Origin of the sequence: Halomonas ramblicola (assembly GCF_030409215.1) — a bacterium.
GTDB classification, from domain to species: Bacteria; Pseudomonadota; Gammaproteobacteria; order Pseudomonadales; family Halomonadaceae; genus Halomonas; species Halomonas ramblicola.
This window is the reverse complement of the sequence record NZ_JAUFPL010000018.1, coordinates 327262-341759: the sequence shown is the minus strand read 5'-3', so window position 1 is coordinate 341759 and position 14498 is coordinate 327262. Positions and strand designations below refer to the sequence as shown.

The following is a 14498-nucleotide window of genomic DNA, read 5'->3' as shown; positions in this document are numbered from 1 at the left end:
GATTGGCGTGCCGGCACCTGCCGCATCACGCTTGTAGTGCCAATTTTGAAAACGCGTTTCCAGGCTAATCAGTGGTTTACGCTTCTATCTGTCGAACTCGGGGGGACTGTCCCCGATTTTCGTCATAAGCAGACTTCCAGACCGTCACAAGGGCTTGGCCACGACCGCACTAAACAGGCGCGGCTCACGCCAGCCCGATCCGCAAGGGTATGCAATGACACTTAGCACTGCCTAAGGTTGTACCTGCTGAGTCGACGGGAAAAAGGCGCCAATCTTGTTGGCCTCTTTCTCATCTTGAACCAAACGCACACAGATCAGGTTCTTTTTCGCCCGCGAACACGCCACATAGAGGAGCTTGCGTGTAGATGCTTCTATGTCGCTTGCGGGTTGCTCCCCGGAGAAACAACTGAGGAAGTCATACTTCCGCCAGCTATACTCATCCAGAACGATCATGACGTTTTCGATGCCCGTACCCTTAGTTTTATGCATAGTCGCAAAGGTCGCATCGTCGTCTTCATAGCGATAATAGGCAGCCACTTCCGAAAACTCTAACGCCGAAGAAAACAGCCCCTCCAGGAACCTCTTCTCACGGAGGTCCTTTTCCAACTCCGTAAAGCGCTCCTCAAGTGTTGCCTCATCCAATACCTTGAGGTCGGCATCCGGCAGCGCTCTTTTCATTCGAGGGAGCGTATTGTTGCCCTGGCTTTGCAGGGCCTCAAATTCTAGAAAGACAGGGTCGTTGGCCATTCGCTCAAGCGTCGTTTGGCGACGATCAAGAAACGCTCTGTGGCTATCGGAAGGGCGGACGAGATTATTTTCAATGGCAAATTTAACCGTGTCGTAGGCGCCTAGGTCTTCAGCTGCGAGTGAGGTCAATAGATCCTCAATCCCCTTTTTGTCTTTCACCGACCTGATCGCAAAGCCATTTTTGCGAAGCTTGGCGATTAACCGGTTATATGCCCGTCGATCGCTTGGCATTGACTTAAACAACTGAATGAGGTCGTAAACTTCCCCCATTTGAAGCCGGTCAAGAAACTTCTTGAGCCGGTCTCTCGGATCAACGCTAAATCTCTTGTTGAAAACATCGTAAAGCGTTCCAAACCCAACGTCTTGTGCGATTGATTTATTCGTTAGCTTGAGTTGAGTATATTCAGGATATTTGTCTGCCACCAGCCCAACTAGGGCATCTCTCGCATCGACACATGCCGCCGCATGGTCAACCTTATCCTGCCGTTCATTGCCCGTTTCGGGCTTCTCCGGTGCTAGGGCATAATAGAACAACACTTCCCCGTTGCGCTCCTCCGCAGTCTCGAACGTGCCATCCTCTAGCCATTTCAACGCAATATCTTGTTGCAAGCCGTCTGTGCGGAATTGGTTGGCAACCTTGATTACTTGAGGCGAGCAGCGATAATTATCGCCCTTTTCGACAAGAACCAGTTCCTCGGCATCGATATGCTTCTGCGCGCTGCCGATACCATCTTCATAGATGGCCTGTTCAGAATCACCGAACAGGCCAATGACCGCTTGGCTATCTGTCGTGCCGCGCAAGAGAGAGCGAATGACAGCAGCGTTTGTGTCCTGATACTCATCGATAAAGATGCAGTCATAGCGATCGGCAATAATCTTCCTGAGCAACGGGTATTGTTCAAACAAGAGTGCGGCGATGATCAGCAGTCCGTCATGACCGAACGATGGATCACTGAAATTGTTGAAAATAGTCTCATTGTAAAAGAATTCATCGGATCTTCTCGACCTCACCTGCTCGTGAATCTCATCATTAACCTCAACAATGAGAGCATCCAGTTCGGCGTTATACAGCTCGCGATTTTTGTCGTAGGCTCTCTTTCCTACAACTTTACCCGTAGCCTGACCGAGGACAATTGTTCGCCGATCCTCAAGGGCTTTGTGCGCTTTCTTAAACCGTTCGTGTTCCTCCTTGTTTCGCTCCCTTTCATTTCCCTCATAGCATTCTAAGTCATATGCCTCAAATCTCTCCAGAAGGAAGAGCTCCGGGAACACAACTTTAATATTACGACCGAATGGTTTAATCAGAGAGGAGAGAAACGAGTGAATTGTCGAAACATCAATGTCTGCCTCAACCCGGTCCTGAATTTCCTCCGCGGCCTTATTCGTGTGGGTAATACAGATGATCTTACGCCCTGGACCACGCGTCATCAACGCATGGACCACCTGTTTGAGACTTTCCGTCTTGCCACTGCCGGCACCACCTTGCAGAACAAAATTGCTTCCGCCCTCGACGAGCGAAAGAATTTTATCCACCGGATCTAGCTTTTGTGAATCCATGCCAAACCTTCTCTGATATATCGCGGGACCCGCCATTCCTGACCTTCCACTAGAGCGGAGAACAATACCGATCCAGCGAAGTCGGATTTCTTATCAAGAACCCTTTCTGTGAGCTCGAAGTAACCGAGACCCTCCGGATCATCTAAGAGCCCAATACTTTTCAAACCTCTAAGTTCGCCCTTTTTCTTTGCAATTTCATCAATATTTAGAGACAAAAACGCGTCCTCGAAGCTCCGTGCATGATAGCCATCTTCTTCGACCTGATAGGCAACTCGAACCTTCCCATCCTGTGGAAGTTCCTCAGAAATTAGCTTTTTGTGCCATTCGGCATACTCAGGTGAATGTATATCTCTGGGTGCCGCCAAAAAGTGCTTTATGGTTTCATTAGATGTGTGAGTTGATCCCAACACCTCACATGACTTGAAAGATCTTCTCCCCGTAGTTTCGTTCGTCTCAGCGACTGTCGTATCGACATCAGTGATGATTAGAGTACGGACATCAATGAAGTCCATGAATGGCGCAAATGCGCGCGCGTTCGCACCGACCTCCAGAACCGTAATATTTTGCGATGATAAGCCGCCCTCGGAATTGTCGGCTTTGTTCTCCTTATCATACTGCTCAATGAACCACGGCAAGAGGATGCTTTCAGTTGTGCCTTCGATAAAGATAGCCTTACTGGCAAAGAACAATTCGGCGGAATTAATGGTGAGATACTGTCTCAAGAATTGGAATAGTTTCATACCATCATCACCAAGCTTCTTATATCGTCCAAGTAGATCGGCATGAAAATTCTTGATCGTTACCGGGTCCTCTACTGTGCCTCTGGCGAGGTACCTGATATCTTCAAAGTTCGATTTTGACACAATGTGCGAAGAATGCGTCGTCAGCAAAGCCTGAAGGTTTTTTATCTCTGAGACGAGCGAATGGACCTTATCCGCGAAAACATACTGCATTTGCGGATGCGTATGAGCTTCGGGTTCTTCCATGAGCAGAAGATTTAGCGGTGCACCCCGCTGTGAAAATTCATCACGACACAGTTCGATCTGCAGGAGAAGATATAAGATATTAAGATAACCCAGCCCGCTATGTTGCTCAGGCAGATAGTTGTCGGTGTCTCCATAGATCACCTGTGACGAGTTCTCGATCAGATTCTGCGATTGCAGATTTGACACAACTTTTAAGTCACTGAGGCCGAGAAAGTCGCGTGAGCTCTTAAGGAAGCCGCCAAAAACGGCGGCATACCGATCTTCCAGCTGGGCGTCGATATCCGACAGAAGGGTGCGAAGCTGTTCAATTTTATCCTCTTCGGACTCCTCGGCCTTATCTTCTAGCTCACCAACGTCCCGTGATTGTTCTGCCCGCTTCTTGAAGAACTGGGTTGATATTGTTGAAAGCGGCTTTGCGCCTCGTCCGCCATCTTCCGAGCTAGCGACATTTCGGCGAGCATGAATAACTTGGAAGTTGATTAGCGCGTCGATATGACGCCGCTCTTTTTCTTCAATTTGCGTGCGTTCAGCAATGTAGAAAGGCTGCTCACCTTCGTATCCAGTGTCATCAAACGCGTAGATTTTGGTGGCAAGAAACTGGCCGGCGAGATTATTTTCGATAAACTTGCTTCGCTCCGCATCATCGTCCGGCAAGACCCGGAGGAGCTTGTCTTTCTCGACCACACATTCGAAGAGGATATTGGCATGACGACGATCCGAATCCAGATCGAGCATAAATTCGGAGAGTTGTGACAAATCATCATCTTCCGTGTAGGCAATCCGCCACACCATCCGTATAGTAAGATCCCGCACATCTGTGTCTTCGGATATGCTCTTCAGCTCACTCCGCAAGGATATTGGAAAGTCAGAGTAAGAAAAACTATCCGGCCTTATCAAAAACTTCTCCAAGAGCACTGCAAAAGAGGTTTTACCGGTATTGTTCTTACCAACGAGAAGCGTTGTTAGCTCACGCATATCTAGGCGGCAATCATGTAGGAGCCGGAAATTCTCGATTTTAATGGAATCAATATGCATAGAGCACGCACCTTTTTCTTTCGGCAAGAACATTTGAAATCTGACAGATCATGCAAAGGTCTGTCAACCTATTTTTTAAGGGCACTCATAGCTCTGCATCATCAGGTTTTAAAAGATCGGCGCATTCATCGGCTCGGTCTTCAAAGTGGATGCTCAGTTGAGATAGCGTCAGGTTCCAGTCATGCACGGAGTACGTTCACTTTTCAATCGCTTTCAACATGCCGGCATACAGCAGTTTCAGTAAAGGTTACCTCATCAGTTTCCCTATTCTTTTTACCATAAACATTATAGACATAAAAAACTTAAGAACTCACTCCCACTCAATGGTCGCGGGCGGCTTACTGCTGACGTCGTAGGTGACGCAGGAAACGAGCTCGTTGATGATGCGGTTGGAGACGATCTCCAGCAGCTCGTAGGGCAGGTGCGCCCAGCGAGCAGCCATGAAGTCGATGGCCTACACGGCGCGCAGGGCGATGCCCCACTCGTACCGGTGACCGTCGACGATAATCACTACTCCGCCGCATCCCATCCTGCCGTATCATCTTGTCCTGTCGCCGCATCCTCTGCCCCGTCATCGCTTTTATCCCCAACCGGATCACGCTTATGCAGCTTGGGCGGCGGCGCCACCCAGGCACGAAGACGTTGGCCTACCTGCTCGTAGAAATGTGGGACGGCCCTCTCCAGCTCCTCGATGAAGACCTTGCTGCCGGCGAATCGGTGGGCGAGATCGACCATGTAGAAGATCTCGAAGGCACTGGGGACCACCGTGGTAGCAGGTGAGTCCAGCGCCGTGGCATCTTCAAGTACCTGGGTCAGAGGCGCCTGAGTCTCCTCGGCGCGACCGGGGCGTATGGCCTTGACGAGCATGCCCTCGGGCTCCGCCTTGGTGAGCTGCCGCGCCAGCCAGTTGACCCGTGCCGTGCTGCGCTTCTTGTCCTGTGGTGCAGAGAGACGCATGGAGCAGACAATGGTTCGCAGGGTCAGGTCGGCCGTGACGTCCAGATCCGCTGCAGCATCCGGCACCTCCAGGCAGCAGTGCAGTACCTTGTCCTTCGCCAGGACCTCGCAGTCGTCCTTGAGGCGTTTCACCGGGTCGGTACGATGCGCGCGAGCCAGCTTCAGTTTGACGGGCCGCCCCAGCTTGCGACTCATCACCAGGCAGAGGTCACGCTGCTCCTGGTGCCAACTGGAAACCGTGTTCTCCACCTCTTCGCTGCTCTTGCCCAGCACGGCGCCGCTCTTGACCTTGCCCACCACCTCCTTCCACTCGCGGTTCATGCTGTCGAAGCGGGAGATGCCACTGGACTCATGGCCGAGATAGCGCAGGACCTCCTCCAGCAGGAACCGCTGATCGGGCGAGGTGATCTCGCCGGATTCCAGCAGCAGCGTCGCCTGGGTCACCGCATACATCCACGACCAGTGATACAGTTCAGCACCCTTGAGCAGAGTCTTCGGCACCTTCACCGGATGGTGGGAGGGCATCGCCACGAACTGGTTGGTGATGGTCAGCACCGCATCCACCTTGTGCTTCTTGGCCTGCTGGAGGTAGTGCTTGAGCTGCTCCTCGCCGATCTCGGCGTTCCCGATTTTGGCCTCGATGAGTGCCGACCAGCGCTTGCGCCCCGTCTCCAGCACGAGCAGTCCATCCGGGCGGTCGCTCTTGTCCGCATCGACGTCGGCTTCCAGCACCACCTCGGTCCAGGCCTCCAGGGTCGCGCGACTGCCGACACGAATCCCCAGCGAGCCCAGCATCAACTGACGGAACTCATATACACCGCGCAGTGCGGCAAGCAGCACCGAGGCCGCACGTTGCTCGCGGCTGGTATCCGCCACCACCGGAATCAGCCTGGCTACCTCGGCTCGCTTCACGTAGTCGGGTCGTTCCATTCTCGTTCTCCTGGTGTCTTGTGCTTGTTTTGAAAGGCGTCGCTGAAAGCCGCCGCCAGGATGCCGGTGGGCATGGCGATGATGCCGATGCCTGCCACGGCGGTGAGGCCGGCGAACAACTTGCCCAGCGTCGTCACAGGGGTCACATCACCGTAGCCCACTGTGGTCAGCGTCGCGATGCTCCACCACAGTGCTCGCGGCACGCTGCCGAAGGCCTCGGGCTGGCCGGCGGCTTCCACTACATAGAGGCACGCCGATGAGAACAGCAACAGCAAAGCCGCCACTCCCACACTTAACAACAGCTCATGAATCCGACTGCTCAAGGCATCGGCCAGTGCCGACCAGGCACTGCTGAATCGCCCGAGACGCGCCAGCCTCAGCATGCGTAAGATTCGCAGCAGCCTCAGCAGGAAGGCGTTGTTGAAGGAAAGGAAACCAAGGAAGAATGGCAGGATGGCGATCAGGTCGACCAGCGCCCAGAAGGTGAAGACATAGCGGATGCGGCCAACGATCCCCCGATAGCGGGGATTTTCCCCCGCCGCATAGAGGCGTAACCCATACTCAAGGACGAAGATGGTGACCAGGCCCATCTCGAGGATAGAGAAGGTTTTTGGCGCCAGGCGACGCAGGGTAGGTTCGGTCTCCAGAACGGCGACCAGCGAAGCGAACAGGATGAGCAAGCAGATGCCTCGGTTGGCCGGCGACAAGCCTGGGCCGTGCCAGGTCGCCGGGGCCAATTGCCGATAGAGGGCGGCCCTATGCATGAGATGCTCCGCCCTCGCCCGCTACCGCCCTGCCCGGCATGGTGTGATGGCCCCGCATGCCACCTCCCTTCGACTGTCCCTGGTTCCTTGCCACTCGTTATCGGCGGTCATCTCAAGCGACCTTAGCCCAAGTACACAAGACTACGTAACGGATTGCAAAAAAAGGGGCCTACCCATTGGTAGACCCCTGGATGCCGTTCGGGGATCAGTGAGCGACGGGCATCACTCCCACTCGATCGTCGCGGGCGGCTTGCTGCTCACGTCGTAGGTGACGCGGGAGACGCCGCTGAGCTCGTTGATGATGCGGTTGGAGACGGTCTCCAGCAGCTCGTAGGGCAGGTGCGCCCAGCGGGCGGTCATGAAGTCGATGGTCTCCACGGCGCGCAGGGCGATGACCCACTCGTAGCGGCGGCCGTCGCCGACCACACCCACGGACTTCACCGGCAGGAAGACGGCGAAGGCCTGGCTGGTCTTGTGGTACCAGTCGGCCTTGTGCAGCTCCTCGATGAAGATGGCGTCGGCCTCGCGCAGGATGTCGGCGTACTCCTTCTTGACCTCGCCGAGGATGCGCACGCCGAGGCCCGGCCCCGGGAAGGGGTGGCGGTAGACCATGTCATACGGCAGGCCGAGCTCGAGGCCGAGCTTGCGCACCTCGTCCTTGAACAGCTCGCGCAGCGGCTCGACCAGCTTGAGCTTCATGGTCTCGGGCAGGCCGCCGACGTTGTGGTGCGACTTGATGACATGCGCCTTGCCGGTCTTGGCGGCGGCGGACTCGATGACGTCGGGGTAGATGGTGCCCTGGGCCAGGAAGTCGACGCCCTCGATCTTGGCGGCCTCGGCGTCGAAGACGTCGATGAAGGTGTTGCCGATGATCTTGCGCTTGGCCTCGGGGTCGGCCTCGCCCTCGAGCTTGTCGAGGAACAGGTCCTCGGCGTCCACGCGGATCACCCGCACGCCCATGTGTCGAGCGAAGGTCTCCATCACCTGGTCGCCCTCGGCCTTGCGCAGCAGGCCGTTGTCGACGAACACGCAGGTCAGCTGGTCGCCGATGGCCTTGTGCAGCAGCGCCGCTACCACCGAGGAATCCACGCCGCCGGAGAGGCCGAGCAGCACATGGCGGTCGCCCACCTGCTCGCGGACGCGCTCGACCTGGTCCTCGATGATCTGTGCCGGGGTCCACCAGCGCTCCGCCTGGCAGATGTCGAGCACGAAGTGCTCGAGGATGCGTTGCCCTTGGCGGGTGTGGGTCACCTCGGGGTGGAACTGCACGCCGTAGAAGCGCTTTTCCTCCCAGGCCATGGCGGCGATGGGACAGCTCGGCGTGGAGGCGGTGACGGTGAACTCGGCCGGCACCTCGGCGACCTTGTCGCCGTGGCTCATCCAGACGTCGAGCAGGCCCTTGTCGGTCTCGAAGTCGACGTGGTCCTTGATGTCCTTGAACAGCGCGGTCTCGGCGTCGATGCGCACCTGGGCGTAGCCGAACTCGCGCTTGTGGGAGCCCTCCACGGCGCCGCCGAGCTGCTCGGCCATGGTCTGCATGCCGTAGCAGATGCCCAGCACCGGCAGGCCCAGCTCGAACACGCACTGTGGGGCGCGGGGCGAGTCGAGCTCGGTGACGGATTCCGGCCCGCCGGCAAGGATGATGCCGTTGGGGTCGTAGGCGCGGATCTCGTCCTCGGTGATGTCGAAGGCACGGACCTCGGAGTAGACGCCGATCTCGCGCACGCGGCGGGCGATCAGTTGGGTGTACTGGGAGCCGAAGTCGAGGATCAGGATCTTGTGGGCGTGGATATCTGTCATGAAAGGGGCACCGCCGTTGCGGACTCAAGCGTCGCGGCCTGGGTCACTGTCTTCTCGGAATGAAGAGGGAAGAACGAAGAAGGAAGAGGCGGCCCTATCCCGCCTCTTCGTCCCCCCTCTTCCCTCTTATCTCTTCTTTCTTCCCTCTCGGGCGGGCGTTAGCCCGCGCGGTAGTTGGGGGCTTCCTTGGTGATCTGCACGTCGTGGACGTGGGACTCGGCGAAGCCGGCGCCGGTGATCTGCACGAACTGCGGCTTGGTGCGCATCTCCTGGATGTCGTGGCAGCCGGTGTAGCCCATGGAGGCACGCAGGCCGCCCATCAGCTGGTGGACGATGGCACCCATCACGCCCTTGTAGGGCACGCGGCCCTCGATGCCCTCCGGCACCAGCTTCTCGGCGCCGGCGTCCTTGTCCTGGAAGTAGCGGTCGGCGCTGCCCTGGCTCTGGGCCATGGCGCCCATGGAGCCCATACCGCGGTAGGCCTTGTAGGTACGCCCCTGGTAGAGCTCGATCTCGCCGGGGGCCTCCTCGGTGCCGGCCAGCAGGCCGCCCACCATCACCGCGCTGGCGCCGGCGGCGATGGCCTTGGCCAGGTCGCCGGAGAAGCGCACGCCGCCGTCGGCGATCAGCGGCACGTCGTAGGGGGCGAGCGCCGCGGCCACGTTGGAGACGGCGGTGATCTGCGGCACGCCGACGCCGGCCACCACGCGGGTGGTGCAGATGGAGCCCGGGCCGATGCCCACCTTGACGCCGTCGGCGCCGGCTTCGGCCAGGTCGCGGGCGGCCTCGGCGGTGGCGATGTTGCCGGCCACCACCTGGATCTGCGGGAAGTGCTCCTTCACCCAGCGCACCCGGTCGATCACGCCCTTGGAGTGGCCGTGGGCGGTGTCGACGATCACCACGTCCACGCCGGCCTCGGCCAGGGCGGCGATGCGCTCCGGGGTCTCGGGGCCGGTGCCCACGGCGGCGCCCGCCAGCAGGCGGCCGTCGGCATCCTTGGCGGCATAGGGGAAGGTACGCGCCTTCTCGATGTCCTGGAAGGTGACCAGGCCGCGCAGGTGGAAGGCGTCGTTGACCACCAGCATCTTCTCGACGCGGTGCTCCTGCATCTTGCCCTTGATGACGTCGAGCCCGGTGCCCTCGGCCACGGTGACCAGGCGCTCGCGGGGGGTCATGATATCGGCGACGCTGTCGCCCTGGTTGGGCTGGAAGCGCATGTCGCGCTCGGTGACGATGCCCACCAGGGTCTCGCCCTCCACCACCGGGAAGCCGGAGAAGCCGTACTCCTTGGCCATGGCCAGCAGGTCCTCGAGCTTGGCCTGGGGACCCACGGTGACCGGGTCCTTGACGATCACGCTCTCGTGCTTCTTGACCTTGCGCACCTCGGCGGCCTGGGCGGGCACGGACATGTTCTTGTGGATGATGCCGATGCCGCCCTCCTGGGCCATGGCGATGGCCAGGCGCGCCTCGGTCACGGTATCCATGGCGGCGGAGACGAGCGGGATGTTGAGGTGGAGGTCGCGAGTCAGGCGGGTCCGCAGGCTGACGTCCTTGGGCAGGACATCGGAGTAGCCGGGTACGAGGAGGACGTCGTCGAACGTCAGGGCTTCTTGGGCCATACGTAGCATAGTCGGCACACCCAGTGAGCTGGTGGGGAGGGAGTGGAGTTAATCCTCCATTATAACGCCCCGTGCCCTGTCGCGTCACGGGTGGCCCTCGGCGAGTCTGTATCCTTCTCTTACATTAGCAAACCTTACATTACTCACCTGCTGCGATGACTGGGCTAGGGTGAGGATTGGTACCCAACGAAGGGTGCCGCACTACACTCACGGAAAGGAGTGTCGACATGAAGCGCCATCACGTTTCGAACCCGAGCAAGGAGACCGCCATGACCAAGCACGCCCTGACCCTCGCCATTGCCGCCCTGGCCGGCGGCCTGTCGCTGGCCGCTGCCGCCCAGCAGGACCACCAGCCCCAGGGCCTCTACTCGGCCGATGATATCCTCGACGCCGACGTCTACCTGAGCGACGCCCCCGAGGAGCGAGTCGGCGAGGTGGAGGACATCCTGCTCGACGAGGCCATGCAGGTCACCGCCCTGGTGGTCGAGAGCGGCGAGGTCCTGGGCCTGGGCGGCCGCGAGCTCGTCGTCGAGGCCGGCCAATTCAGCCTGACCACCCAGGCGGAGAGCGACGGCGAGGTGGAGCACCGCGTGATGCTGGAGGCCACCGCCGAGGAGCTCGAGGACTACCCGGTCTACGACAACGACTGGTGGCAGCAGGCCCGCGAGCGCACCCGCGAGGCCTGGATGGACACCCAGGAAGGCGCCCAGAGCGCCTGGGAGACCACCCAGGAAGGCGCCGAGCAGGCCTGGGAGACCACCCGCGAGAACGCCCGCCGCGCCTGGGAAACCGCCCGCGACGCCCTGTCGGGCGACGCCAACCAGTAACCCCTCCCCCCTCGACCCGCAGCGCCCGGCCACCGCCGGGCGCCTTGCGTTGGGTCACACCCAAGGTCCTTCCCAGGCTTGAATGACACCTCAACGCGCAAATTCTCGCCTCCAACGCCTCAGGAAGGCATCACGACGCTGCGGGTCGACGAAGGCGAGCAGCGAGGCATTCAGCGGGATGGGATAGAGGCGATCGCCCACCTGGTCGCGCAGCCGCTGGGCGGTGTAGGGGCCGATGACGTCGGGGCGCACACTGAACAACGGGGTCTGACCGGCGAGCACGCGCTGCCCCTCGCGGCCAAGCAGGAAGTCGAGGAAGGCCTCGGCGGCGCGGGGGTGCGGGGCGTCACGGTGAATGAAGGCCATGCGCATCATCACCAGGGCATAGTCCTCGGGCACCTGCACGACCACCTCGGGGTGCTGCTGGGCCCAGACCATGGCGTAGGACCCCAGCAGGTTGTAGCCCAGCCAGTAGCGCCCCTCGCTGAGGCCCTGGAGCATGGCACGGGTGTTGGCCTCGAGACTGGCCTCGGCCTCCCCCATGGCGGCGACCAGGTCCCAGAAGCGCGGGGTGTAGCGAGCGTCCTGCTGGAACAGCGTGTAGCCGACGCCGCTGCGCGAGGGTGAGTAGGTGGTCACCCGGCCGCGCAGGGTGTCACGCTCCGCGGTCAGCAGGGCGTGCAGGTCGGCGTGGGTCTTCGGCGGCAGCATGTGCCGTGAGAGGTCGAGCCGGTAGGCCATGACGATGGGCTCGAAGGTGAAGCCGAACACCTCGTTGCGCCACTTGGCCCACTCCGGCCAATCGCGGGCCTGCGGCGTATCGAGGCGCCGCGCATAGCCCTGGTTGACGCGATCCATCTGCCAGGGCATCGCCGAGCTGATCACCACGTCCGGCGCCGGGTCGGCGTCCTCGATCAGGGCGTCGACCTCCAGCGTCGAGCGGTCGCGGAAGATCAGGTCGATCTCGGGATGGGCCTGCGCGAAGGCCTCAAGCAGTGGCTCGACTACCTGGCGGTCGAGTGCCGCCTCGACCACCAGCGGCGTCGCCGCCACCCCCGACAGCGGCGCCATCAGGCCGACGACCAGCAGCAGTGCCTGGCGCACGCCACGCATCAGGCGCCCTCCCCCGCCACCGGGGGGAAACGCAGGTCGATCCGCAGCCCGCGGGGTTGGCGGTCGCTCACCTTCAGGCGGGCATCGTGGCGCCGGGCGATCGAGTCGACGATCGCCAGGCCCAGGCCGGAGCCGTGCGTGTCCTGACGCCCGCCGCGCTCGAAGGGCCGCAGCAGGCGCTCGCGCACCTCGGGCGCGACGCCGGGGCCGTCGTCCTCGATATAGAGTACCGCTCCGTCGCCAGGCGTCTCGAGCCCCAGGGTGATCTCGCTGCCCGGCGGGGTGTAGCGCAGGGCGTTGTCGATCAGGTTGCCCAGCAGCTCGCGCAGCGCCCAGGGTTCGCCGCGCACGAGCACCGGCGTGCTGGGTAGCTCGGCGAGTCCCAGGTCGTGGTCGGCGGCCACCTCGCGCTCGGCCCAGTCGAGTACCGTCTCGCGCAGCAGCGCCACCAGGTCGAGGGGCCGAAGCTCGCTACCGTCGCTGACGTGGCGCAGCCGCGCCAGGCTGAGCAGCTGACCGGCCAGGCGGCTGGTGCGCCGGGTGCCGTCGTGGACCGCCGCCAGCGCGCGTCGCCACTCGTCGGGCTCGCGGCTCTGCAGCGCCAGTTCGCTGGTGCTCTGCAGCCCGGCCAGCGGCGTCTTGAGCTGGTGGCTGGCGTCGGCGGTGAAACGCAGCAGGGCGTCACGGCTTTCGCGCTGGCGGGCGAAGAGGGTATCGAGGGTCTCGGCCATCTCGCGTAGCTCCTCCGGCACCCGGGCATCCAGCGGGCGCATGTCGTCGGCCTCGCGGCGGCGCAACAGGTGACGCAGCCGGCGCATGGGCCTCAGCGCCACGCGCATCGCCAGCAGCATCAACAGTCCGGCCAGCAACACCATGGCGAGGAAGCGAATCACAGTGCGCTGGAACAGCTCGCCGGCCAGCGCCTGACGGCCGCTGAGGGTGTGGCCGACCCAGACCTGCACCGGGTCCTGGCTCTCCCAGCCCGCCGAATCGTGTTCGCGGCCATGCAGCCGCCAGCCGCTGCCGCCATGGTGAGTGTCGCGCCAGACCGGCTCGCGGGCGGCGAGTTCCCGGGCCGCGGGCGGGATGGGCAGGTCGAGATTGGCCGAGATGCGGCGCCCGTCGCTATCGAGCACCGCGTAGAAGACCCGCTCCTGATGGCGGGTGGCCAGGATCTGCAGCGCCGCGGCGGGCACCTCCACCACCGGCCTGCCCTCCTGCCACTGCACGGCCTCGGCGATGGTCAGCGCCGCCGCCTCGAGCTGGCTGTCGTAGGCACGCTCGGCGGCGCGACGGGTGGCGAAATTGGCCTCGAGCATCAGCAGCGCGCCCAGCCCCGAGACGGTGACCAGCAGCCATACCGCCAGACGCGCCTTGAGCGTGCCGTCGACTTCGATCACGGCCGCGCTTCCTCCAGGCGATAGCCCAGGCCGCGAAAGGTGCGAATGCGCAGCCCACTGCCCTGCAAGCGCTTGCGCAGGCGGCTGACGTAGACCTCCAGGGCATTAGAACCCACCTCGCCAAAACCAAACACTCGCCCCTCGAGCATCTCGCGGGGGGCGATGCTGCCGGCGTGCAGCAACAGGCCCTCCAGCAGACACCGCTCGCGATGCGGCAACTCAAAGGGGGCCTCGTCGAGAGTGGCGATGCCGGTGGCGGGGTCGAAGCACAGCGGCCCCAGGTACAGGCGGTTGTCGCTACGCTGCTGGCTGCGCCGCAGCAGGGCACGCACCCGCGCCTCGAGCTCGGCGATCGAGAATGGCTTGGCCAGGTAGTCGTCGGCGCCCAGATCGAGCCCGCGCACCCGGTCGTCGATACCGTCGCGGGCGGTGAGGATCAGCACCGGGGTGGTGTCGCCGCGCTCGCGCAGCTCGGCGAGGACCCCGAGGCCGTCGCCGTCGGGCAGCCCCAGGTCGAGCAGGATCAGGTCGAAGGTGTCGTGACGCAGCGCGGCGCGGGCCTCGCCACCGCGGGCGAAAACCTCGACGGTGTTGCCCAGCGGGGTCAGGGCGTTGTCCAGGGAGCGGGCGATCAGCGGATCGTCCTCGACGACGAGCAGGCGCATGCGACCAAAGTCTCAGGAGGTAATTCGGGGCATGACAGGTTGATGAAAGGTCGTCTGCCTAGCATCGCTCCTGTCATCTCGGCATGACCGGGGGTCGG

The 14498-nt window shown here is 61.3% G+C and carries 10 protein-coding genes and 1 pseudogene; 1 reads left to right on the top strand and 10 read right to left on the bottom strand.

All coding sequences use genetic code 11. The features are described 5' to 3' along the window. Positions 1 to 231: 231 nt before the first annotated feature. The 7 genes and pseudogenes from QWY80_RS08155 to guaB all read right to left on the bottom strand — a co-directional run bounded on the left by QWY80_RS08155 (position 232) and on the right by guaB (position 10404). Entirely contained in the window at positions 232 to 2304 is a 2073-nt protein-coding gene (locus tag QWY80_RS08155; RefSeq protein WP_290230264.1) for a UvrD-helicase domain-containing protein, read from the bottom strand. Further along, a complete protein-coding gene (locus QWY80_RS08150) occupies positions 2286 to 4325 on the bottom strand; it encodes an ATP-dependent endonuclease (RefSeq protein ID WP_290230263.1) in 2040 nt (679 codons plus the stop codon). The genes QWY80_RS08155 and QWY80_RS08150 overlap by 19 nt, the downstream gene beginning before the upstream one ends. A 310-nt stretch (positions 4326 to 4635) precedes the next feature. Continuing rightward, positions 4636 to 4824: pseudogene (locus QWY80_RS08145) on the bottom strand (GMP synthase (glutamine-hydrolyzing)); the annotation flags it as partial. A gap of 11 nt (positions 4825 to 4835) precedes the next feature. Next, the gene (locus tag QWY80_RS08140) at positions 4836 to 6212 is read right to left on the bottom strand and encodes a hypothetical protein (RefSeq protein ID WP_290230261.1); all 1377 of its coding nucleotides are present in this window, start codon (positions 6210 to 6212) and stop codon (positions 4836 to 4838) included. Next, positions 6191 to 6892 carry an ion transporter gene (locus QWY80_RS08135; protein WP_290230260.1) on the bottom strand — a complete coding sequence of 234 codons (702 nt, stop codon included), beginning with the start codon at positions 6890 to 6892 and terminating at the stop codon, positions 6191 to 6193. The genes QWY80_RS08140 and QWY80_RS08135 overlap by 22 nt, the downstream gene beginning before the upstream one ends. Before the next feature lie 306 nt (positions 6893 to 7198). Next, complete coding sequence (guaA, locus tag QWY80_RS08130; protein WP_290230259.1) at positions 7199 to 8776, bottom strand: glutamine-hydrolyzing GMP synthase; 1578 nt, start codon at positions 8774 to 8776, stop codon at positions 7199 to 7201. Between the two features lie 158 nt (positions 8777 to 8934). Next, a complete protein-coding gene (gene guaB / locus QWY80_RS08125; protein ID WP_290230258.1) occupies positions 8935 to 10404 on the bottom strand; it encodes an IMP dehydrogenase in 1470 nt (489 codons plus the stop codon). A gap of 260 nt (positions 10405 to 10664) precedes the next feature. On the opposite strand from guaB, the gene QWY80_RS08120 reads away from it, so the two are divergent. After that, entirely contained in the window at positions 10665 to 11222 is a 558-nt protein-coding gene (locus QWY80_RS08120) for a PRC-barrel domain-containing protein (RefSeq protein WP_290230257.1), read from the top strand. Positions 11223 to 11312: 90 nt separating this feature from the next. On the opposite strand, the gene QWY80_RS08115 is transcribed toward QWY80_RS08120, so the two are convergent. From QWY80_RS08115 to QWY80_RS08105, 3 genes are read right to left on the bottom strand one after another with little or no spacing between them, the layout of a single operon-like run. Beyond that, positions 11313 to 12335, bottom strand: a complete 1023-nt coding sequence (locus QWY80_RS08115) for an ABC transporter substrate-binding protein (RefSeq protein ID WP_290230256.1) — start codon at positions 12333 to 12335, stop codon at positions 11313 to 11315. Beyond that, positions 12335 to 13735: a sensor histidine kinase gene (locus tag QWY80_RS08110; RefSeq protein WP_290230255.1), complete on the bottom strand. Its 1401-nt coding sequence runs from the start codon at positions 13733 to 13735 to the stop codon at positions 12335 to 12337. The genes QWY80_RS08115 and QWY80_RS08110 overlap by 1 nt, the downstream gene beginning before the upstream one ends. Next, the gene (locus QWY80_RS08105; RefSeq protein WP_290230253.1) at positions 13732 to 14400 is read right to left on the bottom strand and encodes a response regulator; all 669 of its coding nucleotides are present in this window, start codon (positions 14398 to 14400) and stop codon (positions 13732 to 13734) included. Before QWY80_RS08105 ends, QWY80_RS08110 begins: the two co-directional genes overlap by 4 nt. Positions 14401 to 14498: the final 98 nt, after the last annotated feature.

Coding starts and splice junctions, on each gene's coding strand:
- QWY80_RS08155 (WP_290230264.1), bottom strand. CDS start 2,304: ATGGATTCACAAAAGCTAGATCCGGTGGATAAAATTCTTTCGCTCGTC.
- QWY80_RS08150 (WP_290230263.1), bottom strand. CDS start 4,325: ATGCATATTGATTCCATTAAAATCGAGAATTTCCGGCTCCTACATGAT.
- QWY80_RS08140 (WP_290230261.1), bottom strand. CDS start 6,212: ATGGAACGACCCGACTACGTGAAGCGAGCCGAGGTAGCCAGGCTGATT.
- guaA (WP_290230259.1), bottom strand. CDS start 8,776: ATGACAGATATCCACGCCCACAAGATCCTGATCCTCGACTTCGGCTCC.
- guaB (WP_290230258.1), bottom strand. CDS start 10,404: ATGCTACGTATGGCCCAAGAAGCCCTGACGTTCGACGACGTCCTCCTC.
- QWY80_RS08120 (WP_290230257.1), top strand. CDS start 10,665: ATGACCAAGCACGCCCTGACCCTCGCCATTGCCGCCCTGGCCGGCGGC.
- QWY80_RS08115 (WP_290230256.1), bottom strand. CDS start 12,335: ATGCGTGGCGTGCGCCAGGCACTGCTGCTGGTCGTCGGCCTGATGGCG.
- QWY80_RS08105 (WP_290230253.1), bottom strand. CDS start 14,400: ATGCGCCTGCTCGTCGTCGAGGACGATCCGCTGATCGCCCGCTCCCTG.